8 protein-coding genes and 1 pseudogene are annotated in these 26,051 nt (G+C 57.5%); 2 read left to right on the top strand and 7 right to left on the bottom strand.

Annotation, left to right across the window (positions count from 1 at the left end):
* Positions 1–6 precede the first annotated feature (6 nt).
* The 6 genes and pseudogenes from IPM39_19040 to IPM39_19015 all read right to left on the bottom strand — a co-directional run bounded on the left by IPM39_19040 (position 7) and on the right by IPM39_19015 (position 8,765).
* The gene (locus IPM39_19040; GenBank protein ID MBK8988133.1) at positions 7–420 is read right to left on the bottom strand and encodes a response regulator; all 414 of its coding nucleotides are present in this window, start codon (positions 418–420) and stop codon (positions 7–9) included.
* A 9-nt stretch (positions 421–429) separates the two neighbouring features.
* Positions 430–774, bottom strand: a complete 345-nt coding sequence (locus tag IPM39_19035; GenBank protein MBK8988132.1) for a response regulator — start codon at positions 772–774, stop codon at positions 430–432.
* Positions 749–2,038 (bottom strand): GAF domain-containing sensor histidine kinase, encoded by a 1,290-nt coding sequence (locus IPM39_19030; GenBank protein ID MBK8988131.1) that lies wholly within the window; start codon positions 2,036–2,038, stop codon positions 749–751. Before IPM39_19030 ends, IPM39_19035 begins: the two co-directional genes overlap by 26 nt.
* A gap of 74 nt (positions 2,039–2,112) precedes the next feature.
* Positions 2,113–4,902 (bottom strand): GAF domain-containing protein, encoded by a 2,790-nt coding sequence (locus tag IPM39_19025; GenBank protein MBK8988130.1) that lies wholly within the window; start codon positions 4,900–4,902, stop codon positions 2,113–2,115.
* Between the two features lie 15 nt (positions 4,903–4,917).
* The gene (locus tag IPM39_19020; GenBank protein ID MBK8988129.1) at positions 4,918–6,264 is read right to left on the bottom strand and encodes a hypothetical protein; all 1,347 of its coding nucleotides are present in this window, start codon (positions 6,262–6,264) and stop codon (positions 4,918–4,920) included.
* 232 nt (positions 6,265–6,496) lie between these two features.
* Positions 6,497–8,765: pseudogene (locus IPM39_19015) on the bottom strand (AAA family ATPase).
* 166 nt (positions 8,766–8,931) lie between these two features.
* Between IPM39_19015 and IPM39_19010 the strand changes: the two are divergent.
* Entirely contained in the window at positions 8,932–9,576 is a 645-nt protein-coding gene (locus IPM39_19010) for a hypothetical protein (GenBank protein MBK8988128.1), read from the top strand.
* 133 nt (positions 9,577–9,709) lie between these two features.
* Positions 9,710–12,427 (top strand): DUF11 domain-containing protein, encoded by a 2,718-nt coding sequence (locus IPM39_19005; protein MBK8988127.1) that lies wholly within the window; start codon positions 9,710–9,712, stop codon positions 12,425–12,427.
* 118 nt (positions 12,428–12,545) lie between these two features.
* On the opposite strand, the gene IPM39_19000 is transcribed toward IPM39_19005, so the two are convergent.
* Positions 12,546–25,622 (bottom strand): right-handed parallel beta-helix repeat-containing protein, encoded by a 13,077-nt coding sequence (locus IPM39_19000; GenBank protein MBK8988126.1) that lies wholly within the window; start codon positions 25,620–25,622, stop codon positions 12,546–12,548.
* Positions 25,623–26,051 lie beyond the last annotated feature (429 nt).

Here is a 26,051-nt window from a genome sequence, read left to right as displayed (position 1 = left end):
ATCAACCTACAGATTAGCTGGCTCGTTTAATGCCTGCCGAATCGTCGGCAAAAGGTGTGTATGCGTATCCTTTTTCAGGATGTAATCGTGGACCAGACGGCCGGTAGGTGTTGGTTTCATCGCTTTGTCTAATGTGCCAGACGTATCATAACCAGTAATAATGATAATTCTGACTTCAGGCCATTGCAGATAGATATTTTCCGCCAGGGTTATGCCTTCAGTGTCATCTTCATTGGTTTCATCCAGACGTATGTCAATAACCGCCAAATCAAAGCGATCCGCCTCCAAAAATGCCAATGCCTCTTCAGCAGTTTCAGCTACCTGAACACGGTACCCTTCATCTTGCAACAAACCGCGTATCGTGATTCGCCAATCGTTCACATCATCCACGACCAGAACACTGTGGGTTTCTCGAAACATCGCTCCCCCTTATACTGCTGGCACGACTTTTTTAACGTGTTCCAATAGCTCTTGACTGGCAAACGATTTTGAAATGTAATCTACCGCTCCCCGACGATAAGCGAACAAGGCTTCTTCTGGGGTTGGTTTGATCGTTGTTACCATAACTCGTTTTTCAGCGAACTTTTCCTGAATCAGTTCGAGAACTTTGAGCCATCGAGAACTGGCAATAACCAGATCAAATTGATCTTGCTCTAATTCGGCCACAGCCTCTTCAAAACTTTTGGCGACGACAATCTCAAAAGATTCGAGATCACGGCGCGCAAAATCAATCCACCGTGGTTCATCATCAATCAACAAGATTCGCATCTTCATCTCTCCACGCCTCCTTGCTAACATGAGGTAGCGGTATACGTACTAACATAGTGGTCCCATTCTGCCCAGTATCCTCAACTTCTATATCACCACCCAGGCTTTGCGTTATCAATGCTCCCAGATATAGTCCCAGGCCAGACGTGCCTCCAGCCTCTTTAGTCGGTATTGGTCTGGTAAAAAGACGAGGCAATATGGAATCGGCTATACCTGAACCGGTGTCTATGACCTTTATATAAATTATGTTGTTGTCCAGCTTACTATGAATCTTAAGCATTCCGCCCTGAGCCATCGCGCGACAGGCATTGTGGGCTAAATTCGTAAATAATTCAGAGAGCTGGCCCAGAGGACCTTCAAACAGAGGAATAGCGTTGTCAAAGTCAAGGCTAACCTCAGTGGGTCCTGTAGTTTCAGTTAGCCAATGTTGTTCTGCCTGTTGAGCAACTTCATAAAGAATGGCGTTAATGTCCACTATCTGTCGCTCGCCGCGCAGCGCCGCCTGGATGCGGTGGATGATTTGTGAGGTGTAACTCACATTCCTGTCAATGATGTCCAGAATTTCTTGCGTTTCGGGATCACCATGGACGCGCTTGCGCAGCCGGGTGACATTAGGCGAAACAATATTGAGTGTGTTGTTGATGCGATGCTGGATGGCGCTCATGGCTGTGCCCAGGGCCGCCAATTCTTGCTGCGCCTGTGACTCGCGATAGCGACGCGCATTATTAAGGGCGCTGGCCGCCGTGTCTGCCAGAGTTTGCAGCAGCCCCAGATCATGTCCATCATACGCATATTCTTTATCAGGTTGCCAGACGCTTATCACTCCCACAACCTGATCACTGTTCACGATCATTGGCACGCCAACCCAACAGCCCAAATCAGTACCAATATATTCTTTGCGGCCTTCCTGAGCATACCAGCCCTTACCGATCTCTCCAGTTGGATGGAACAATGGTGCTTTGTATTTGATAATCCATTCTGTTCGGCCAGAACCTGCCCGCCGCGGCTGCCAATGGGGGTCGGTTTCCACATCGGCACGCTTGCCCCCTTGAAAGGCCAGACCAAAGCGGACCATATCGGTTGCTATGTCGTAGAGAGCAACATACATTTCCTTTGTATCCATAAGCTGGCTGGTTTGTTTATAGATGATTTCCAGCAATTCTTTTTCCGCAAGGTAAATGTTGGCTGAGAGCAACTGCCCCATTTCGCGCAGTTGGCGCTGCTGCGCCAGCCGCACATTGCTGATGGCAATAGCCGCCTGGTTGGCCATGGCTTGCAAGCTGGTCAGATCGTCTCGGCTGTACACGTAATCAGCTGAAGGGTGGTAGGTAGCGACTACGCCTATCACCTTGTCATTGGTAGCATCGGCACACCAATCCAAGAAGCCGCTTTAGCTTCTCCTTCTGAATAATCTATGCGTCCCTCTTTTTCTTTATACCAACCCCAATGTTCTTTGCCTGTTGGATGAAAGATTGGCTTTTTGGTGTGGATGATTTCTTCGGTTTTGCCTTGTCCCGCCTTCCGCGGTTGGTACCTGTAATCTGTCTCGACGTCAACCTTTTCTCCTAACTCATACATCAAACCAAACCTGACCACATCCGAATAATCATCGTACAAAGCAATGTACATATTATTGGTGTCCATCAGTTTGTTGGCCGAGCGATGAATCAACTCCAACACTTCCTGAACCTTTTTAAATGACGTGCTGTTAAGCTGTTCACTTAAGCGATTCACTTCTTCCAGGTCTTCAAACAAGTGAACCTGGCGCACGGCCGCGGCTGCTGCCCCCGCAATCGCCTGTACCAACTGCTCTTCCCGTTCATTAAACCAATTCAGTTGTGTGCTTTCTAAATCAATTGCGCCATAGACGCGGTTATTAAAAACGAGCGGCGCAATTAATTCTGAGCGGGTATCGGCATGGATTGCAAAATAGTGTTCATCTTCTAGAACATTATCACTGCGATAGGATTTACCTGTATTGACCACGTGAGGCAGAATGCCCTTGCTGTTGTTAACTGAAATTCGTTCCTGTCGTTGATCTTCAGTAGCCCGACCTTCCGGCAAAGCCGCCAACAATAACATAGGCTCTGAAGCGCTGCGGTCTAGCAAATAAATAGCGCCATAATCCGCCCCAGTTAATGCCAATGTCCGTGTGACCAAATTAGACAGGCTATCCTCCAACTCTTCCGTTTCTAACGCGCCATAAACTTCTTGCAAGACCTCAATATCAGCAACGCGCCGATTCAGCTCAGCCTGAGTTTGTTCTAAAAGCTCGATCTTATCCAAAGCGACCACAGTTTGCGCCGCCAGGGCGAAGGCTAACTTTTCGTGTTCCTCCGTATAAGCAGCCAGACGAGATGTTTCAACGTTCAAAACGCCAATAACCTGCTCCCCTCGCTTAAGCGGTACATCCAGTTCGGAACGGGTGTCCGGGCGGCGGCTAAAATAATTCACTTCTTGCCGCACGTCATCAACACGGACAGGCTGACCGGTTCGTATGGCTAATTGGGTTAGCCCTATCGTTGCCGGAATAACGTGCGCTTCCGTACCCACCGCATATTCAATGCGGATTTCTTTGGTCTCTGCATTGTAAAGGCCAATAGCGCCATATTCACTACCCAGAAGTTCCAAAGAGCGATCCAATACGACAGCGAGCAGCTCGGTGCGGTTGTGAGCGTTTGTAATATCACGCGCAATTTCTGCAAAAGCGTCGCGCTGCTCAAACAGTTTAGCCACATAAATGGCAGTAGCAGCATAAAAGCTGATGGTGCGAAGCAGTGTTCGTTCATCGGCCGAAAATTTGTGCGGTTGTCGGTAGCTAACAAACATTACCCCTACCGGTTCGTTTACAACCTGAAGGCTTACACCAGCATAGGCTCTGACATTTTCTTGACGCACAAACGTGCTTGAAGCGTCAAACGTTTCATCGGGAACATCTTCGGAAAGTACCCAGGTGCGCTCAATCACCCGGTGCGCCACCCCTCCTTTGCCAGGTTTATTCATGTTTTGGGCGCTTGCGCCATAGACGGCCGATTTGTCCACGTCCTCAAATTCTTGTTTAGCCGCATCGTAAAGGTGAATGGTACAAATATCTACGCCAATTACGCGAGGTGTTGAAGTAACAATTTCACTGAGTGTTTCTTTCAGATTGAGAGGCAGCGTAAGGCGTGTACCCAGGGCATGTAAGGCGTTTAAGGAATCTATCTTCTTCTCATTTTCCAGATTATAGGCAGCAGATTCGGCCAATGCGCGGAGGATCGCCTTTTCATGTAGGGTGAATTTCAAATGCACTGTCGCGTAAGCGGCGATGACACCCAAAGTTTCGTTTTGCGAATTTCGGATGGGTACAGCTTCAATGGCTCGCCACCGAAGATCGTCACGCAGGTCGGCCAACACAAAACCTCTGATTTTGCGCGCATCATCAATGGAGACAGATTTGCCTTGCTTAAATGCACGCGCCACCGGGTCGCGGGTAGTTACGTCAATGAGTGGCACATTTTGCGCCAACATGCTGACGCCAGAAATAACCCGACAACGCAGTGTCTTTTTATCTGGAAGCCATATGATAATTGTAGAATCTTCTAAAACGCCGACCGCTTTGTGAGCTATTTCTTGCAAGATTGTATTTTCATATACCCATTGAATCTCTTTCGTAATAGCTGCTGGCACAAGATTGTTTGTGTTGATTTGTTGGGTTAGGCGAGTAATTTCTGAGGCAAAGCTGTTGACTGTTTGTCGAATCCGCTTTTGCTCTTCTTCTGGAAAGGAATGGGCCTGACGATAATTAATAAACACGACCCCGAACACATCTTTTTTACGCTTCAGTGGTAACGCAGCCAAAGAGGCAACTTTCTCATTATAAGAGAATGGCCCAGCCAATCCCGACACGTTAACGTCTTCGGCAAACACTTCGCGGCTCTTTTGAGCAACCTGTCCCAGCGGGCGGTTCATATTGGGTATTCCGCGTTCAAAATCCTCTTCGTCGTATAAACCATAACTAACCGGAAAGAAAAATTGGTTAGAGGGTTTATCATAAAAATAGAATGTGACCAGGTCCGCCCCCAACTCCGTGCATAATTTTTTAAGATGTTGCTTGATACCTTCTTTAAGATTGCTGAACTCAATCTTTGCCATTTCCTCACCCCTTTGTCAATGAGACGTTTTGGCTGTTGTGTTCCATGTGCTTAATTCACATAAATAATCTTGCCTGGCGAACACCAAGCCATGTTGATTTAACTGGTTTTCAATAAGTAATATTGGTAAGCCCCATTGTTTTTCCAATGTCACGATTTCTCTACCGTTTAGGGATCTGCCGTGATTACAGGTGAGCAGCTTTTTCAGTTTGCGAAAGCCCTGGGCAATAGTCTGCTCGAATCGAGATGACTCATAGGCAAAGTAAGCCGTGACTCTGGGAATAGTCCCGGTGGGCATTTCTTCTGGAGAAAAAGTCGAGGCAGCCACATGTAAAGCATCAGGTAAAAACGTATCGGTTTCAATGCCCAAAATGATCCGCCGGGTGATTAGCTGGCGAATAAGGAGTTTGATGATGCGTTCACGGCCGTTCTTCCCCGGCGGTGGCGCACCATCAGCAACCAGTACACATAATGCCCGAAGATGATCCGCTATTATGCGTATGCTGGAAGTATATAAATCTTGAGAAATATCTTTATTGGTAACATACCCTTGGATTAAGTTGATAATCGGGACAAAATCGGTTGTCTCGAAAACGGAAGATACTCCCTGGGTAATCATTGCAACCCGTTCTGTTCCAATCACAGTCTCAACAAAAGGGATGGCTAAGGGTTCAAAGCGATTGTGCTGCGGTCGTAATTGGTATGAAATAAACAAGGTATTGGCAAATTCAATAAATCGCCCACAGCGACACCCCGGTTGGCAGGTATGACCACAGGCTAACGCCCGATCTCGGTCAAAGAACATCTCCGTGTTAGGGCCTGCTTTGCGTAATTCAGAAACGTCAGTTCTTAAGCTATCACTCTGTAACCAGTAATTATGATCTGCATCTCGCCCAACAATACGCTCCTGGTTTAATCCCAAGTTTAACCATGTTTGATATGTTAATGTGTCCTTTTCTTGAACCTCGCCGGAAACTTGGTCCCCCTCAAAATAGGTCACCCAAATTTTAGAAGGATTAATTCCCAGCACGCTCGTGGCTAACTGCCACATAGCAATAATTGCTTTTTCTTTAGCGTTTTTTTCAAATACAAAAGCGCCCGGCATTTCAAAAAGACTCAAGTGAAGATCGTCTTGTCCAACCCGATCTAAATCAAAATGGCGAAAACACTTTTGTATGAGAACATATTTATTTGTAGGGTCTCGACTGATCTGGGCTAAAGAAGATTCTACTTGAACCAACCCGGCGCTCATGACAAAAGACATGGGAATTGTGTTGTGCAACATAGAAGCTCTGGGCAAAAGCTCAAAACCCATACCTTGATAATAGTTTATAAACTGACTACGAATGGTGGTTGGGTACATTACAAGTGTGTGATCTCCCTTGTGTTTGAAAGAGCCGCTCGTCTCGAAAATATCATGGTGGCAATTCCGCGAGTTTTATAGCGTTTTGATTTTTGGTGGACGAGTAAGTACTCAAACTATAATGGCTCTGAGGCTGTTCTGTCAACAATGGACAATTCATTAATTTGCCAATTTGGCCTCCCAACGTTTAGGATACCATTTCTGGCAAATGGTGGTTATAGAAACGATCTGATTAACAAACAGAATTAGTATGTTTGTTGCCGGCCAACACAAAACACACGGCCGTTCCCCACCCCACCACCTTCCCCTCCAACCCCCGCCGATACAAACCCGCCACCTGCTCCACTTCCACTCCCGACAAACCCTCCGCCGCCAGCCGCTCGCCATAACTCGGCCGGCCGCCATCCACGCCAAACCAACGCGCCAGTTGACTCTGGGTAATTTGTCGCTGTTCTGTCTGCCGCTCCACGACTAACCGTGCGTCCAGACCAGCCACGCGCACGGCCGTTTCCAACTCCGCCTCCCCCCAATTCACCAATGGATCGGCCGGGTCATGATAAATCGCCTCTTCTGCAGCGACCACCTTTGCCCGCAGTTCCTCCTGCCCAGTCCAATCCACCAGCTCGTACAACCGCTGCGTATGGCGCGGAATCGTCTGCACCAGGCAAATCAACCCATCCTCCGCCAACCAGTGCGCCAGATTTCGGATTTCAGATTGCGGATTGCGGATTGCGGATTGGGTGAAGAGGTTGCGCGCCAGAATGCGGTCGAAGCGCAGGTCCGCTTCGCCGCGCAGTTCAAGCAAATAGTCAAGTTCTTCCAAAGCGCCAATGAGGATGAACGGCCGTTCCACCGCCGGCAACCGCTCCCCCATCTGCCGCAAAGCCTGGCCTGCCTGCTGGTCCGGCGTTAGCGCCCACACCCCACCTTCCGGCGCGCGCCGCACCGCCTCCCATGTCAGCAGCCCGCTGCCCGCGTTCACGTCCAACAACCGATGATGCCGCTGCACCCCCGCCAACGCAAACAGCTTATCCCGCTGCGCCGCCAGATTGCCCCCCGCCTGCGAAATCGTTCGCTGCAGCCACGCTTCTCGCGCCTTATTCGCCGGACTCGTCGTATAAATTTCCCCGCTGCCCAGGCCGCCAATCCCCAATCCCCAGTCGCCGCTTTCCACCATCGCCGCCAACTGCGCTTCCCCGTTTGCGCGCCACCTCTTCCCGAATGCGCCGTTCGTAGCCCTGGTCGCTGGGCTCGTAAAACAGCTTGCCTTGCAGCGCCTCCGGCAAATATTGCTGCGCCACCCAATGATCTTTGTAGGCGTGCGGATAGAGATAACCCTGCCCGTGCCCAAAACCCTCCTTGTCCCGATTGCCATCCTTCAGGTGATTGGGCACGTCGGCTTCTTGCTCCTTCTCCACCGCCGCCAGCGCGTCGAAAAAGGCAAAAGCGCTGTTCGATTTCGGACACGTCGCCAGGTACAACGCCGCCTGCGCCAGGTGGAAGCGCCCTTCCGGCAGCCCGATGCGTTCAAACGCCTCCCAGCAGCTCACCACCACCGCCATCGCCTGCGGATCGGCCAACCCCACATCTTCACCGGCCAGAATCGCCATCCGCCGAAAGATGAAGCGCGGATCTTCGCCGGCGTACACCATCTTCGCCATCCAATACATCGCCGCGTCCGGGTCGGAGCCGCGCAGGCTTTTAATAAAGGCGGAGATGGTGTCGTAATGGACATCGCCTTCCTTGTCGTACAACACGGCGCGGCGTTGGATGGATTCTTCGGCCACGGCCAGATCCACCACGATGACGCCCTGCGCGTCCGGCGGCGTCGTCTCCACCGCCAGTTCCAGGGCGTTCAGCACGCCGCGCGCGTCGCCGTTGGCAATGTCTACCAGGTGGTCCAATGCCTCCGGGTGCAGGTTGACGGCCAGTTTGCCATACCCACGTTCCGGGTCGCGGATGGCCTGGTAGGCAATCTGGCGCAAATCTTCCTGGGTGAGGGGCTTGAGTTGGAAGATGCGGCTGCGGCTGACCAGCGCCTTGTTCACTTCAAAATACGGATTTTCCGTCGTCGCTCCAATCAGAATAAGGGTTCCGTTTTCAACGTGCGGCAGCAAGGCGTCTTGCTGCGCTTTGTTCCAGCGATGCACTTCGTCCACAAAAAGCGTGGTGCGCTGGCCATATAAATCGCGCCGCTCTTTGGCGTCGGCGATGGCCTCGCGGATTTCCTTCACGCCGGCCAGGACGGCGTTGATGGTGATGAAGTGGCTTTGGGTGCTGTTGGAGATAACGCGGGCCAGGGTGGTCTTGCCGGTCCCCGGCGGGCCATAAAAGATGAGCGACGAGAGTTGGTCGGCCTGGATGGCGCGGCGCAGCAAACGGCCGTGCCCGATGATGTGTTCCTGCCCGGCGTATTCGTCCAGGCTGCGCGGCCGCATCCGGTTCGCCAGCGGCGATTCTTTTTCGATTTGGGCTTTACGACTTTGCGCGAATAGGTCCATGTTTCACCACCATTGCAGATGGCCGAATTATACCACGCTGGCAAACGGCCGTTCACCCTCTTCCCGTTTCACATAACCATTTCACATAACGTACTTTTAACCCATATCCAAACCGGTAAAAACGAGTATAATATCAGGGTCAATTGAACAACCCAGGAGGTGCAGCATGTCTCGTCAATCAAAAATCAGCTTGATACTTGGTCTGGCTTTGCTATTGTTAGCCAGCATGACCTTCCCGGTGGCCCAGGCTCAAGAGCAGCCCACCCCCACCAATACCCCCCGCCCCACCCCCACCAACATCCCGCCGGCCGTCAACACCAACCCCGCCTTTCACGGCTCCATCCGCGGCTTTGTCTATACCGACATGAATGGCGATGGCAAATGCGTGGGGACCGGCGTGGCCGGCGAAACGGCCGTCGCCAATATCACCATCCAATTTGTCAACAGCGATGAAAAGGTGGTCCTCACCCAGACAACCGCCGACAATGGCGCCTATGAATTGGCCGGCGCCGGCGAAAGCTATTGGCGCGTCACCGCGCAGCCGCCCGCTGGCTGGGTGGTCACCTCGCAGAACCCGCTGTACGCCCCCATCTACGCCAACACCCCGCTGGCCGCCGACGTCAATTTCTGCCTGCAAAAGGGCACGGCCGTCGCCGTTCCCCTCCCCCTCATCCTGCCTTCAACCGCCGCCACCACCCTTCTGCCCGATTCCGGCGCAGCGGGCAACATGGCCTCTTTCTGGCTGGCCGCCCTTGGGCTGGGGCTGATTTTGCTAGGTCTTGCCATCCACTGGCGACAACACCGCGCCTGACCGCAAACCGCGCCTCCAGGTAATCTGTATACGTTGACAAACGGCCGTTCGCGGCCGTTTTGTGTTATAGTTCCGTGCGGAGGGGAAACGGCCGTTTCTCCTCACGCCATTAACCCAAAAAAGGAAGTACCAAATGCCCAACAACCTCAACAACGTCAGAAACCCTCTCCGAATTGCCTTATTTGCCAGCCTACTCTGTTTACTCCTGCTCACCATCGCCTTTTTCACCCAAAACGCAACAGCCGGCCAGCCCATCGGTGATGGCGCGCCCCTCTGGCGCGATGTGGCTGAAACGTCGCTAGACGCCGGACAACAGCGCACCATCATCCCGCAGCAGTATCGTACCCTCGCCGCCAACACGCTCGCGCTGCCGGCCATTTTGGCCCAGGCTCCCCTGGAAAACACCCCGGCAGCTCAGACCAATCCGCAGGAAATCACCCTCCCCCTGCCAGATGGAACCTTCCAGCGTTTCCTGGTCGTAAAAGCCCCCATTATGGCCCCGGAATTGGCGGCCAAATTCCCGGAAATCACCACGTATGCCGTGCGCGGGCTAGACGACGTGACCGCTTACGGCCGTTTAGACTGGACGCCCACCGGCTTTCACGCCCTCGTCATGTCTGTGTCCGGCACGTTCTACATAGACCCCTACAGCCGCGGCGATACAACCCACTACATCAGCTACTTCAAACGCGACTTCATCAGCAGCTTGGAAGAAGGGACCGAATTGGGGCCTTTGGGCGATCCGGCCCAGATTGAAGCCGACGTGGCCGCATTACGCGCCCTCGGTCTGGCGGCCAGCGGTCCCCAACTGCGCACCTATCGCACCGTCGTTGCCGCCACCGGCGAATATACCCAGTTTCACGGCGGCACGGTTCCTCTGGGCATGGCGGCCATCGTCACCGCCATGAACCGCGTCAACGCCATTTATGAGCGCGAAGTCGCCGTGCGTATGGTTGTGGTTGCCAATAATAACCTGGTTGTCTACACCAACGGCCTGACAGATCCCTATACCAACAACGATGGCTTTGCCATGTTAGCTGAGAATCAGGCCAACATAGACGCCGTGATTGGCTCGGCCAATTACGATGTGGGGCACGTCTTCAGCACCGGCGGCGGCGGCGTGGCCTATCTGGCCATCATCTGCAATGCCAACTTCAAAGCGCGCGGCGTCACCGGCCTGCCATCGCCAATAGGCGATCCCTTTTACGTAGACTACGTGGCCCACGAAATGGGGCATCAATTCGGCGGCAACCATACCTTCAATGGCAGCACCGGCGCCTGTTCTGGCGGCAATCGGAATGGCCCCACGGCCTATGAACCGGGCAGTGGGTCCACGATTATGGCTTACGCCGGGATTTGCGCGCCGCAAAACCTGCAACCGAACAGCGATGATTACTTCCACACCATCAGCTTTGATGAAATCATCGCCCACACCACATTGGGCGGGGGCAACAGCTGCGCCGCCATCACCAACACGGGCAACTCGGCGCCGGTTGTGGAAGCGGGCGCCGGTGGCTTTTTTATCCCCATCAATACGCCGTTCACCCTGGTCGGTTCGGCAACCGATCCCGATAACGATCCGCTAACCTACACTTGGGAACAGTTCGACCTGGGACCGGCCGGGCATCCGAACAACCCGGTTGGCAATGCGCCGCTGTTTCGTTCATTTACGGCCGTTACCACCCCAGCCCGCACCTTCCCCAAAATAGCGGACATCGTCAACAACACGCAAACCATCGGCGAAATATTGCCCGCCACGACACGGCCGTTAACCTTCCGCCTGACAGTGCGCGACAACCACGTTTCCCCCAGCGCCGGTGGTGTGGCCTACGACACCATTGCCTTCAATTCCACGACGGCCGCCGGGCCATTCCAGGTAACATTGCCCAATACGGCCGTTACCTGGCCCAGCAACTCCATCCAGACCGTCACCTGGAACGTCGCCAATACCAACCTGGCCCCGGTCAGTTGCAGCGCCGTAGACATCGCCCTGTCTACCGATGGCGGCTATACCTATCCGGTTTCCCTGGCTGCCGGCGTCGCCAACGATGGCTCCCAGGCCATCCTCGTCCCCCAAAACCTGACGACGACCGCGCGTGTGCGCGTGGCCTGCGCCACCAACATCTTCTTCGACATCTCCAACACCAATTTCACCATCGAACAAGGCGCGGCGACTGCCGCGTTGAGCATAGGCAAGGCGGCGCAGCCGGCAGCGGACCTTGCGCCAGGCGCGCCTCTGACATATACCATCACGGTGACCAACAGCGGCGCGGCCGCCGCCACAGCCACCATCACCGACACGTTTGCCGCCGGTCTGGTCAACCCGGTCTGTAATGGCGTGCCGGGCAATCTGGCCGCGACAACGACGATAGATGCCTCCAGTCAGGCGGTCTATACCTGCGCCACAACCGTTGACCCGGCCCTGGCTGTGGTGGTGGACAAAGCGGTAGATCAGACGGCCGTAACGCCGGGAACGGCCGTTACCTACACCCTCACCCTCTCCAATCCGCATCCGTCCCTCACCCTCAGCAACGTCATCGTGGACGATGCGCCGATGGTAAGCTGCGTCCCGGCGCTGGGTCTGCCCCTGACCCTGCTCCCCAACAGCAGCCAGAGTTACATCTGCGCCAACGTGGTGGTCACAACCACGACGGTAACAACTGCCACCGTCAGCGCGCAGACGGCCATTCAAAACGTCGCCAGCGCCGCCGCCCCGGAGGACCCGTTCGGCCCGGGGACGAGCAATGTGGTGGAAACGGCCGTTCTGCTCACCGCCAGCGACACAACCACCGTCATCGTCAGCGACACGCCGCGCTTCTATCTTTATCTGCCCGCCATCTACAAGCCCTAGCGGCTCCAGAGACCAACAAAAAGAGGCCGGTGGATGAACATCCACCGGCCTCTTTTTTAATTGGGTTGGTTCGTTTGACAGCAAACGAACCAACCATCAAAGCTTTCAGCAAAACACTTTACCTCTCCGGCGTCGCCGCGGGCGTTGGTGTTGCCGGTGGCGTCATGATGGGCGCGGGCGTTGGCGTGTAGCGGGGTTCATCGCTTACTGGCGGTTCCACCTGCGGCTGCTCGCCGCCGCTGGCCCCTGTCACCATTAACGGAACCGGCCCCAGCCGGTTATTGGTCTCGAACGGACACTCATTCACCGTATCGTCCGAATCCACCTGCGCCCACAACTGATGCGTCCCGCCGCTGAAGGTGAACGGCGCGCTGAACGTCTCGCTGTGCCCGGCGCTCATCAGAATGCCCTGCACGCCCCATTCAATCTCGCCTCGTTGGTTGGGCGCCGGCTGGCGGTCGACGTAGAAGTCCAGGAAGAAGTTGTTACCATAGGCCACGCCCACTGTGCCCTGGTTGCGAATGGTCACGTACACCGTCGCCGCCTGACCGCTGCCCGGCGTGCCCGGCACAACCTGAATGCCCGTCACCACCAGGTCAACGCCGGTGGGGTCGCCGCACACCCGGGGCGTGGGCGACGGGGTCGGCGTGAAGGTCGGTGGCGGCGGCGGTGTGACGGCCGGCGATTTGAAGATAACCGGCAGGTAAATGGCCGGGTAGCTGGTGGTATCCGTCGCCGTCGCCGAAGCGCTGACGTCAGATTGCGACTGAACCGTCACCAGGGTTACATCTCTGGCTCCAGGCACCGCTCCGGCCGAAATGCTCACCGTCACCGTCACCTGGCCGCTGGCGCCGGCGGCCAGAGCCAACGTGGCCGGGGAGACTGCCTGGCCCCAACTCTGGCTGGACGCCAACGACAGGCTGTAGCTGTCGGCGCTGTCGCCGTTGTTGCTGACGGTGTGGACGTAAGCAAAACTCGCGCCCGGCCCGCCATAGCCGACATGGTTGGGCACGATGGTTACGGCCGTTACCGGCGGCGCCCCTTCTACCGTTGTCGTATCCACCACGCTGTCGGCAATGTCCGAATTGGTCGTCGAGCGCGCCGTCACCGTGGTCAGGTCCACCTGCCCGGCAGCCGCCGCCGGAGCGATGGTCACGGAGACCGTCACCTGGCCGCTGTCGCCGGCGGCCAGGGTGATCTGGGGCGGGTTGGCGACGGCCGTCCACCCACTGGCAGAAACGGCCGTTAACGCATAACTATCGGCCACCTCGCCGATATTGGTCACCGTGTGGATGTACTGCACCGTCGCCCCCGGCGCGCCCGTGGCGGCGCTGTCGGCTTCGATAGTCACACCCAGGTTGGCCTGTTCGCCCGTGACAGTTGTCGTGTTCACCACCGCCGCCGTGAAGGCCGGGCTGATGGTAGACGTGGCCGTGATGGTGGTCACGTCCACCAGGCCAGACGCGCCGGGCGGCACGAGCAGAGTCATCGTCACCGTCCGCTGCGCGCCGGGAACCAGGAACACGGCCGACGGCGCAACCGTCAGCGGCCAACCCGGTTGGCTGCTGCTCCAGGTGATGGCGAACTGCTCCCCACCATCGCCATTGTTCGTCAGCGTGTGGGTGTAGACGGCCGTCGCCCCCGCGTCCACCGTAGACGTGCGGTCTGGTACAAAGGTAAAGCTGTGGGTTTGCGGCGTGCGCGTGGTGTTGGTCACCACGTCAAACACCGTCGGATCGGTGTCCGAGGTGACGTAGACCTGGGTCGTGTCCACCGCGCCACCAGCGGCGGTGGTGGAGATGGTCACAGAGACCATCACCGGGGCGCTTTCGCCGGCGCCCAGCCGCAGTTGGTTCGGCGTCACGCTGACCACCCAATTTTCGCTGGACGTCACCGTTAGCGAATAATCGTCTGGACCGGTCCCAGTATTGGTGACGGTGTGTTGGTACTGCACCGTCTCGCCGGGAACACCCATGCCCTGCCGGTCTGGCTCGATGTCTACGCCCAGCTCAATGACAGCGCCGTTGACGTTGGTGGTCTCAGTCACGGCCGCCTGATGCACATTGCTGATGGTAGACGAGGCCGTGATGATGGTGACATTGCTCAGGCCAGAAGCCCCGACCGGCACGGTCAGGGTCACGGCTACCGTCGTTTGTTCATCGGCCGCCAGCGTCACTGTGAACGGCGTGATGTCTAGCGCCCACGGCTGGCTGCTTTGTGGCAAGAGGATGAAGGTATCTACGCCATCGCCGGTGTTGTGCAGGGTGTGGGTGTAAACGGCCGTCGTGCCTGGATCCACCGTGCTGCTGCGGTCGGGGAAGAAGGCCAGGCTGTGGTTTTGCGCCACGCGAGTGGTGTCTACGGCCGTGTCAAACACATTGGCGTCAATGCCGGAAGTGGCCGTGATGACCAACGTGTCCATCGTGCCCGGCAGGGCGTCGGTGGGGATGCTGATAACGGCCGTCACCGTCACCCCTTCGCCTGCGCCCAGCGTAAACGGACCCGCCGTCAGGCTGTTTAGCCAACCCTGCTGGCTGACGGCCGTCAGGCTGATGGTGTCTGTCAGGTTGCCCAGGTTGGTCAAGCGGTGTTCATAGGTCACCAACGCGCCGCGATCCGCCGTTTGCGCCAGGTCTGGCTCCAGCGAGATGCCGGTATTGGCGGTGACGGTGGTGGTATTGACGGCCGTGTCTTGCAGCCCGGTGGCGCGACCGGTGGCGGTGACAACGGCCGTTTGCACCAGACCGCCCGCGCCCACCGGCACAGTAACCAGAACGTCCACCATCGTTTGCCCATATGGGGCCAGCGTCACCGAACCGGGCAAGACGCTGACCGACCAATCGGGCCGCGAACTGCCGACGCTCAGGTCCACAATTTCGGTGGTATTGCTGTCGTTGACCAGCGTATGGGTGTAGGGCACAGTCACGCCATCTAACACCGTGCGTTCATTGTCCGGCGTCAGTGTCAGGGCGTTAGCTTGCAGGCCGACGGTGGTGGTATTGGTTAAGGTGTCGCTGGCGTCTGGATTGGTCGCCGCCGCTGTTACCACCACCTGATGCTGCGTACCGCTGATGGTTCCGGCCGGGATTTGCACGCTGACGGAGAAGGTCATGATGCCGCCGGGGGTCAGGAAGCCGGTCTGGTCTGGTGTCAGGCTGACGAGCCAGTTGGTAGGCACGGCCGTATACGTCAGTGCAAACTCATCCAGGCCGTTGCCGGTGTTTTGCAGGGTGTGGGTGTAGATCACCGTCTCGCCGGGCAAGCCGCTGCCGGTCAGCGACGCTTCGATGTCTACCCCGGCCGTCTGGCTGACGGTGGTGGTGTCTTGCACGCTGCGCACCAGGCCAGAATCAGAGACGGCCGTGAGGGTGCTGACTGCCGTAGACCCCGGCTCACCGCCGGTAATCACCAGGCTGACGCCAACCGACGCGCCAACCGGCAGGTCGGTGATGGTCGCCGGTGAGAAGCTGGCCGACCAACCCAGCGCGGTCGGCGGAATGAGGGTATTGGTCAGCGCCAGGGTATACGTGTCGGTGAAGTCGCCGGTGTTGGTGATGGTGTGGAAATAAGTGAAAACTTCCCCAGCGTCAATCGTCGCCGCTAGCGGCGTGGGCAGGAAGACAAAGCCCGGTTTCTGCGTGCGTTCGTCGGCGCCGATGTCTATTTGCGCCCCCTGGATGCGATCTTCCAGGTCGAAGTCCAGGCCATCGAGAACGGCCGTTGAAACCAACGCCGGATCAGATGTGCCCTGGTCTTTGGCGGCGGAGGCGAAGCCGATATGGTAATAGCCATCCACAAACACCGGGTCGCCGGTGCGGTCATGCGCGCCCAACGCCCCATTACCGCCAATTGGTTCGGTTGTCTGGTCGAAGAAAAGATTGTAATCATTCGCCAGTGACGCCGTATTGGAGATGTAGATGGCATCGCCAACGGAGGCCGCGTTGCCCTGGAAGATGTGGTTGACCACCGTCGCCTGACCACCGTCCAGATAGATGGCCCCACCACCGACAAAGAAACCGCTGTCGCCAGGATTGGCCCGGTTGTTGACGAAAGTGTTGTTTTCCAGCACGGCCGTGCCCGTCACCACATACATCCCACCACCCTCGCCGCCAGCATCCGATGGATTGGAGTTAGTATTGGCGGCAAAGACCGAATTGTTCACCGTCAGGTCGCCATCGGCGTGGTACAAACCGCCGCCAAAACGCGCCCCGTTGGTCAACACCCAGGTCCCGGTGATGGTCAGATTGGCTCCGGCGTTGTAGACACCGCCGCCAAAGTCGCGGGTATCGCCGTTGACGCCGCTGCCAGGAGCCGCCTGGCCGTTTTGGATGAACAGGTTAGAGATCGTCGCCGTCACGCCTTCGGTCACATAGATCACCCGCCGGGCGTTTTGGCCATTCAGAATAACCGCATTGGTGATAGGGAACTGGGTTGTCATGCTGTACTGGTCGGCTACGTTAAAGCCGCCAACGATGGCGATGGATTTGTCTATGAAGACGTTTTGTACCAGCGGTTCCAGACCAATGGTGCGGGTGGTGTGGTCGGTATACGTACCCACAGACACCAATACGCTGTCGCCAGCCACCGCCTGGCCGATGGCGTGTTGAATGGTGGCGCAGGGACTGAGCGGGTCGGTGCAGTTGGTATTGTTGGCCGCGCCGTCGGCGGCAACGTAGCGGGTTCCCGGACCGGGCAGGATGAGAATCGTGCCCGATGATGCGCCAAAGTTCAGCGGGTCTACGGTTGAGCGGGCGACCACGCCAGGTCTGGCGGTATCGCCGGCCATTGCCGTGTCCAGGATTGTTACCCGCAGCAGCGTCGTGAAGACTTCGGTGGGCGCTAATGTGACCACCACGTTGGTGACAACTTCCTGGGTATTGATGTCTAACAACGCGGCATTGGCGTAGCGTGGCCCAGAGTTGGGCGTTACGGAAAAAGAGAGTGTCTCGTTGCCGATGTTGCGCACGTTCTGCGTAAAGGTGAGGACCTGCCCTGGCACGGCCGTGCCGTCCGGCGGCGGGTATACTTCCACGCCGCTGGTGGGGCCGGTGCTGGTGCGCAAGATGGTCGTGTCCGACGCCCGATCAATCGGCAAAGAGCCAGATTCACAACGAATGACACTCTCTTCAATCAGCCCCACCGTCGCCGACGCTGGCACAGTCACCGTCAGAATGCGGCTGGTGGCCGCGCCCAGAGCATAATCGTCCCAGCCCAGGACAACGGTTTGCACACTGCCACCTTCCAACTCCGACCAGCCCTGCGTCGAGCTGTTCAGGGTGATGGTGATGGTGTCGGTGTAACCATTAGACAGATACGGGCTGCGGCCGCTGTTCAGCAAGTCAATGTAAGACTCATTGCCAACGTTAATCACTTCCAGCGTATAAGTGACCACGCCGCCAGGAGCAACAGACGCCGAGTCGTTAGGTGGTTCAATCTGGCAGCCGAAATCTTTCAGGTATTCGTCCACGCCCACATCGCTGCGCAGGCCGTGCGGCGGCTGCAAGTTGGCGATATTTGCCTCAAAACCATCCGGCCGGAAGAAAACGGCGTAATCATAATTGATGATCAGGTCATCGGGCGGCACCGGTGTGGGGAAGGCGGGATCGGCGGCGTCTATGTTGCGCGAATGCACGCTGAGGTTGCGGATGCCCACCAAGCCGGGGTCGCCGATGATCGCGTTTTCGTTGGTCAGCCCGGCCGAAAAATCGCCGGGCTGGTTTTCGTGGAAGTTGTTGTAGCTCAGTGAGCCAGATGACGAGCGGACCCCGGCCGGGCTGCTGGCCGCCGTGTTGCTGTAAACGATGCTGTTGCTCAGCAGGAAGCCGCTGCCGCTGTTGTAGACGCCACCGCCAGAACCACCGGCCGCGTTGTTGTTGCGGATGGTATTGTGGTAGAGCCGGAAGAAAGCGCCGCTGTTGAAGATGCCGCCGCCGTTGTTGACGGCCGTATTCTGATAAAACGTCGCATTCACCAGCCGCGACTCAGTGGCCGTGTTGTACACCCCACCGCCGCTCTCCCCGGCGCTGTTATTGCGGAAGTTGGCGTTGCGCACGTCAAACGTGCCGCTGCTGTACAAACCTGCGCCCTGGCTGGTGGCGACATTGCCAGTATAAAGCACATAGTTGAGATACAGTTCGCCATCTTCAATGCGCACGCCCCGCGATGGGAAAGCCAGGCCAATGGACATACCGGTGAAATCGGCTTTGCCATCTGCCCCGCCGTAATAGCCGCCACCATTTACGGCCGTATTCTGCGAGATGTCGCTCACTTCAAAAGACACCGTGCCCGCTCCGGCATTGTAAATGCCGCCGCCGTTGTTGCTGGCCGGGTCGGTGTTGAAGGCATTGCCGCGCACAAAGGCCAACTGCTCAAAGATAGGCGAGGCATTGTTGGCGACGTAAATCACCCGGCCTTCGTCTATGGCATTGATGATGGTGGTCACCACCAGGATATTGGGATTCTTACGGTCGCCGGACGCTGGGTTAAACGTCTCGCGCGGCAGCGAGCCGATGAAGTGCAAATCTTCTCTGACATAGCCGACCTGCTCTGTACCATTTTTCGTCTGCACGCCACGACATTCGCCGCGCCCAATCAACACCTGGTACTGGTCGGTGGCTTCGGCGTAATCAATGGCGTCCTGCAAGACGCTAAAGAATTGCTCGCCCACCTTGATGAGGCAGGCGTTGATTTCGTCCGCACCAATGTCTGGCGCGCCGTTCGTCGGCCGCATGTCGCCGTCGTAGTCGCTGTCTATCAGGTGCAGCGGGTTTAGCGCTGGGTCAGACAGGCGCGAATCACCCTGGTCTTCACCCGCCGAGCCATCGTCCAGGTGGAAATCAGCCAGGAGGAAATCTTTGTAGGTGGGGATTTGGGAGATGCTGCCTACGCCGGGCGTAACATTGGCGTAATTGTCCGGGAAGTTGTTGTAGGCGTTGTTATACTCTACCCGCGGGCTGCCAGCAGCCACAGAAACACCGGTCCCCAGGTTGCGGTCCAGGATGTTGCTGCGGATGTCGCCGTCGCCGGCAGCGTTGTAGATACCGCCGCCTTCCAACGTGGTGGCCTCGTTCTGGACGAAGGTATTGTGCCAGAAACGGCCGTTTGTCCCCGCGTTATACAACCCACCGCCACGACCAGACAGGTTGAAGTAAATGAAGTTGTTGCGTACATCTACATTGTTGCCCGTCCCGCCGGTGACGAAGACAGCGCCGCCGTTGTCGTTGACCACGTTGTTGTGCAGCTTATTGCCATCCAAGAACAGATCGCCATCTTGCTGGTACACCGCGCCGCCATCAAACGCCAGGTTGCCCAAAAATTGACTCTTCTGGACCAGGGCCAGCCCACCGGCGGCATCATTGTACAAACCACCACCGGAAGCGGCCGTGTTGGTCAGCACCCGCGATTGGCGCAGGGTCAGGTTGGCTCCGTTGAAGATGCCGCCGCCCAGCGCGCCAATGCTGTTGGTGATGAGCGTGTTCACCAGGATGGTATTCCCGGCGTTGAACAGCGCCCCACCGCGGTCGCCATCACCGGCGGCCGTGCTGTCGCCGTTGATGAGCGTGATATTGGTAAGGGTGACAACGGCCGTCTGCCCGACATATACCACCCGCCCCCGGTTCAAAGCGTCCAGCGTCGCCGAAATCGGCTCTTTGTAAACCCAACTGCCGTCCAGCGTCAGCGCTTTGGTAATGGCGACCGTCTGCGTCACCAGCGCGCCATCTATGACGCGCCCCTGGACGTTCTGGCACAGGCCATTGATCAGGATGGTGTCACCGGCTTCGGCGGCGTCTACGGCCGTTTGCACACTGCCATATACCGTGCTTTCCGCGCCAGCGATAGCCGCGTAACAGCCACCCACCTCGTCTGCGCCCAAGTCATATAATTGATGCGACGGCCGTATATCTCCCTCGTAATCCGTCGCCAGCGGCGTATCCGGCAGATACACGTCGGCCACCGGCGATTGGATGGTCAGGGTGAAGGAATCGGTCACCAGCAGGTTGAAGCCGGGGTTGACGTTCAGCGTGCCCGGCCCCGGCGTCAGAATCGAGCCGCCCACGTCGGCGTTGTTTTGGAAGAAGTTGTTGTTGCCCATTACCGGCGCAGCGCCGGGCGCGCCAAACACGCCGCCCACCGTGCCCGTTGTATGGCTCATGATGATGTTGCCGCGTATCTCCGGCGCGCCGGCGGCCACATACACGGCCGCGCCCGTCGCCGAAGCGGTATTGCTGATGATGGTGTTGTGGCGCAAGATGTTGTCGGCGCTGTTGTTGTAAAGCCCGCCACCGTTAACGGCCGTGTTGCGATACACAAAATTATTCTGCACCGTCGCCGTAATTCCATCTGGGCTGCTCAGGTAAATGGCCGCGCCGGTTGCCGCCGTGTTGTGGTACAGCCGGTTGCCCGCCTCAATCAGCGCCCCGCTGTCGAAAGCATAGATCGCCCCACCGTTGGTCGCCGTATTGCTGTAAAAGCGGTTGTGGCTGATGGTCGGCGCGGCGCTGTCCACGCAAATGCCGGCGCCGTTGCCATTGGCCCCGCTCACGCTGCCACGAATGATGTCGAAGCCATTGATAGTCGGCGTCACACCCTGTCCCACGTAGATCACCCGGCCGGCGTTTTGCGCGTCCAACACCGTGTAACCCACCTGGGCATTAAACGCCTCATCCCAGCCGCCCAACAGATTGACGGTCTTGGTGATGACCAACAACGTGCCCGGCGCGCTGCCGCAAACGCTGCTGCCAGTACCGCCGCCGGTCTGCACGCCGCGACAAATGCCGGTCACTTTAATTGTGTCGCCCGCTTGGGCATTGTCTATGGCCGTTTGAATGCTGCCATAAATGACGCCGTTGACGCTGACCGAACATCCGGCCAACTCATCCGCGCCCATGTCCGGCCCCTGGTTGGAGGGACGAATCTCGCCTTCAAAGTCACGGGTAATGGGCGAAGCGGGGTCGCCTTTGTCTACGGCCGTCGCCTCGTCGCTCAGGTGGAAATTGCCACTTGCCGGGTCTAACAACCCCGGCGGCGTGGTGGAAACGATGGAATGAGTCCCGGTGACCGCCCCGGTGACATTGGGGCCGATTTGCCCGAAGTAATAGTTGTAATCTACGTCGGGCGCACCGCCATCGGCGAAAATAGCCGCGCCGGCCGGCGCCTGGTTGCCCTGGAAAATGCTGCTGCGGATGACCGGCGCGCCAAGAAAGCTGTAGAAACCACCACCGGCGGTCACGGCCGTATTGCTGATCACCGTCAGGTGCAAATAGGCCGTCGCGCTGCCTTCATCGTGCAAACCGCCGCCCCAAATCGAGGCCGCGTTTTGGTCTACGATGGTATTCGCCACCGTCATCGTGCCGGTGACGTTGAAGATGCCGCCGCCATCTTGCGCCGCATTGTGGTGAATGCGCGCGCCATCCACCACCAGACTGCCGCCGAAATTGAAGAGGCCACCGCCGGCAACGGCCGTGCTGCTCATAATCTCGCTCAGGGCGACTTTGGCGCTGGTGGCCTGCGTGCCGGTGAGCACCCGCGACTGAATGACCGGCGCGCCCAGGTGGTTGTAAAAGCCGCCGCCCAATTCGGCCGTGCCGCTCATAACCACCACGCCGCTGAGGACGGGGCTGCTGTCCAGGTTGTACAGGCCGCCACCGGCGTCGGCGGCGGCCGGGCCGCCGCCCAGGCCGGCGGCATTGCCGTTCACAATGGTCAACGCCTCAATCACCGGCGCGGCGCTGCCGCTGAAATAGAAGCCGCGTCCGCGCCCTTCCGGGTCCACAATCGTCGGCTCTTCATAATTCCGCTGGCTGAAATCGCCATTCCAGCCACCCTCAATCCGCACCGTCTGGGTCAGGTGGACGGTCTGGCTGATCACCTGCCCGTCTACCTCGAGGGTGTGGACGCCGCGGCACACGCCCGCAACCTGAATCAGCGTGCTGGGGCTGTTGGCGTCCACGGCGTCCTGAATGCTGCCATAAATCACGCTGCCGCGTTTGGCGCGGCAGCCGGCCAATTCGTCCCACCCCTGGTCGTAGCCCTGGTCAGACGGCCGGAAATCGCCTTCAAAGTCTATGGACAACACAGTGGCCGGGTCGCCCACGTCAATGGATGGCGACCCCAGAGCCAGACGATACTCGTCATCGGCAAAAAGCGGGTTGGCGGCGATGCTGTGGACGCCAATGGGGATATTGCTCTGCGAAGCGCCGCCGTTTTGCCAGACGTTGCTGTAATCCATGCTGGTTTGCCCGGCGTTAACAAAGAGCGCGCCGCCATCAGCTTGCGCCGTATTGCTAACCAGGATGGTGTTGGTGATGGACAGGCTGGCGCCATTGTTGTACAGGCCGCCGCCGTTGCTCCCGGCGCTGTTTTCCGCCAGGGTGTTGTTGACAAAAAATACCTGGCCGCCCTGGAAACGAACCGCGCCGCCATCGCGCACGGCCGTGTTGTTGACAAACAGGTTGTTCTGCACCGCGGCCACGCCGCTGTTCACGTACACCGCGCCACCGCCGCGGCCGACGGCCGCGCCGCTGGCCGTGTTGGTGAAAAACCGGGTTTCCAGCAGCGAGAACGTGCCCCCGGCCACATACACCGCACCGCCATCCGCCTGGGCGGTGTTGTTGGTGAAGGCGCTCTGGCGAACAGTGACGGCCGCATTGTTGTTAACGTACAGCGCGCCACCTTGCGCCGCCGCCTGGTTGTTATTAAAAATGACATTGTTAAACGTCGGCTGCGCCAGGCTGCCCACCAACACCGCGCCGCCGGAGCCACCGCTGACCCCATTTTGCAGCGTCAGGGTGTCTATGGTTGGCCGAATGTTGGACCCGGCGGCGATATTCAGCAGGCGCGTTCCGCTGGCACTGATTACCGTCAAGGTTGGATCCGGCTCCTCGCCCTGCCCATTGGCGTTAAACGCCGTCCAGCCGCCGCTGAGGCGAATGGTATCGTTGATAAAAATCTCTGCTTCGTTGTACGCGCCTGGGGCGACGTGGATTTCGTCGTTGAAGGAGGCCTGACCCACCGCCCAGCTAATGGTCTGGCAGGGACCAGGATTGTCCTGAGCAAAGTTGGCGACAGGCTGGGTGCAGTTGTTGTTGAGGTTGGTCCCCGTCGGCGAGACATAGCGTGTGCCCACCGTCGCTTTAGCGGTGATGGTATTGACCAGCGTCGCCGAGATGGCTGGATCAAAGGTGGAATGGGCTTCAACTGCGATCAGGTTGACGATGCCGGCCTGGGCATACGGTGGAATGGTGATGCGCACGCGCACCGGCTGGCGCGCGCCCGCGCCCAGCGTAACCGTCAGGGGGTCTTGCGGGATCAATTCCGCCCAGCCAAAGGGATCGTCAACAATAGAAACGGCGAACGAATCGGTGGCGTCGCCGGTGTTGGTGAGGATGTGGGTGAGGGTGATGGTTGTGCCAGGCAGCTCGGTGCGTGAGAAAACCGGGGTGAAGAGCAGGCCGGGCAGCGGCCGGACGGTGGACTGGACGGTGGCGCGGTCGAACACGGCCGTGCTAATTTGCGACGTCGCCGTAATTTGGGTCAGGCCAACAGCATAAGCCAGCGCATCGGCCGGAATGACCACACTGGTAGCCACGCTGGCCGCCTGACCGGGAGCCAGGCCCACCGAACCGGGGCAGACAACGCTCCACAGGTCATTGCTGCACGTAAAGTCGTAGGTATCGGCCAGGGTTCCATCGTTGCGCACGGTGTGGGTGTAGACGGCCGTTGTCCCCCGGTCTACAAATTCCACCGTACTGGGCGGATTCAGGCTTACCTGGCGGAAATCGGGGTAATACTCGTCCGCGCCCACTTCATGCCGGGGCGGGGCGCCATGGTTGGGATTGGGCCGCGCCTGGCCGTCTATGTCCACGTTTACCCAGGCGGGCGTGGCCGGGCTGCCGACGTTGAGCAGCGGGCTGCTGCCACTGAGGTGCAAGTTAAACGCCCCCAGGTTCACAAAGCTGGGATGGCCACCCACATTATTTGTAAAAACGACATTGGTTGCATCGTCAAAAATATTGTTGTAGCTGCCAGTCGTCGCAGCGGGCGCCGCGTTATGGACACCGTCATTGTTACTGCCATTGTTAAAGGCAACGATGGTGTTATGAATTTCGGCTACGCTGCTTAACTCCAGAAACAGACCGGCTCCATTGTCGTTAGCCGTATTGCCAACAATGGTATTGTTCCATATTGTCCCATTGCCCAGAGAATAAATAGCCCCACCGATGGCCGTGCCCGAACCCTGACCAACGGCCGTATTATCATAAATCATGTTGCTGTGCATAGTGAAACGGGCCGCGCCAAACGCGGCCATCCCACCGCCAATATCGGCCATGTTCTGATAAATGTTATTAGCCACCATTTCCGCTTTGGCGTTGCCGAATAGGAAGATTCCGCCACCATATGCAGGGTTGACGGAAGCGGCCGTATTGTTATAAATGTCGTTGAATCGAATGGTCGAGGTGATAGCCGCGCCGTTGTTGTGAATATAAATCCCGGCCCCGCTAGGGTTGGCCTGGTTGTCGTAAATCTCGTTGTAGGCGATGGTGGCCGCGCCGCCGTCGTAAATGCCGCCGCCGCCCAACCCGCCGCTGGCTGTGTTGTTGTGGATGAAGTTGTGGCGGATGATGGCGCGGCCGGCGCCATCGGCAATGTAGATACCGGCCCCATTCACGGCCTGACCATTTTGGATGTGGAAGTTTTCGATGATCGGGTTGATATTGGCGCTGATGTCTACGACACGGCCGTTGCCACCCCCATCCAAAATCGTCGTGTTCAGTGGGTCGGGCGTGGAACTCCACGTGCCTGTACCAGAATTGTAAAGATAGCCACCGGTGATCGTGATAGATTCGGTCACCAGCATAACCGGTATGCCCGGGGCGCTGCTGTAAGACCCGCTTGCCACCCGAATCTCATCTCCATCTATCGCCAATTCTATCGCCCGCGTCAAAGAGCAAGGATCGGCGCTGGAGCAGGCGTTGGCGTTGGTTCCCGACGGCCAGGCGTAATAAGTCGCCGCCGCCGGGGCTGCCATCGCCAACGATGGTCCCCCGCCTAAAAACCAGAGCAAAGCCGTCAAAACAAAAAGAGCTGCCAGCGGAACGAGTCCCAGGTAACCCAGACGTTTCGCGGTGTGGCGCGGCTTCGGTTGGACAAAATCTGCTGCGGATTCACGAGATTGAACGTAGTTTGAACGAGTCATAAGAACAACACCCTTGTACTGCGCCTGAAAGAGTTCATTTCCGACTATCAGGTGTAGTCAACATATTTTATGGTAACTATCAGCCTCATCTCAATGAGTGGGGACAGAGGCAACCAACTGTGTCGGCCTGTTCGGGACAAACACAGCGGCTCCTGCTTACTCTTTGGCGATGCGGCAACTGCTATCATAAAAACCGGCGAAAAGACGTGGTAGATCAACAGAAACAGCATGAGCCTGCGGAGAAATGCGTGCGCGGAGGCGCGTCACTTTTCCGCAGGCTCACAGGGCAATCCATCTCTAGCCACCCACCACACGGACAGAGCACCCGGCGCCCCCGGAAACAGAATAAGGGCCGGCCAGGGTCCCCATCCCAGAAGCGTTGGTTCCGCCAGAAAGCGTGCTTACGGTCGCCCCATCCACCAAAATCCT

Source organism: Candidatus Leptovillus gracilis (assembly GCA_016716065.1).
GTDB classification, from domain to species: Bacteria; Chloroflexota; Anaerolineae; order Promineifilales; family Promineifilaceae; genus Leptovillus; species Leptovillus gracilis.
This window is presented reverse-complemented; position numbering and strand designations above follow the sequence as displayed.

Excerpts from the sequence above, each read along its gene's own strand:
- IPM39_19040 (MBK8988133.1), bottom strand. The coding sequence starts at position 420 with ATGTTTCGAGAAACCCACAGTGTTCTGGTCGTGGATGATGTGAACGAT.
- IPM39_19025 (MBK8988130.1), bottom strand. The coding sequence starts at position 4,902 with ATGGCAAAGATTGAGTTCAGCAATCTTAAAGAAGGTATCAAGCAACAT.
- IPM39_19035 (MBK8988132.1), bottom strand. The coding sequence starts at position 774 with ATGAAGATGCGAATCTTGTTGATTGATGATGAACCACGGTGGATTGAT.
- IPM39_19020 (MBK8988129.1), bottom strand. The coding sequence starts at position 6,264 with ATGTACCCAACCACCATTCGTAGTCAGTTTATAAACTATTATCAAGGT.
- IPM39_19030 (MBK8988131.1), bottom strand. The coding sequence starts at position 2,038 with ATGGCCAACCAGGCGGCTATTGCCATCAGCAATGTGCGGCTGGCGCAG.
- IPM39_19000 (MBK8988126.1), bottom strand. The coding sequence starts at position 25,622 with ATGACTCGTTCAAACTACGTTCAATCTCGTGAATCCGCAGCAGATTTT.
- IPM39_19010 (MBK8988128.1), top strand. The coding sequence starts at position 8,932 with ATGTCTCGTCAATCAAAAATCAGCTTGATACTTGGTCTGGCTTTGCTA.
- IPM39_19005 (MBK8988127.1), top strand. The coding sequence starts at position 9,710 with ATGCCCAACAACCTCAACAACGTCAGAAACCCTCTCCGAATTGCCTTA.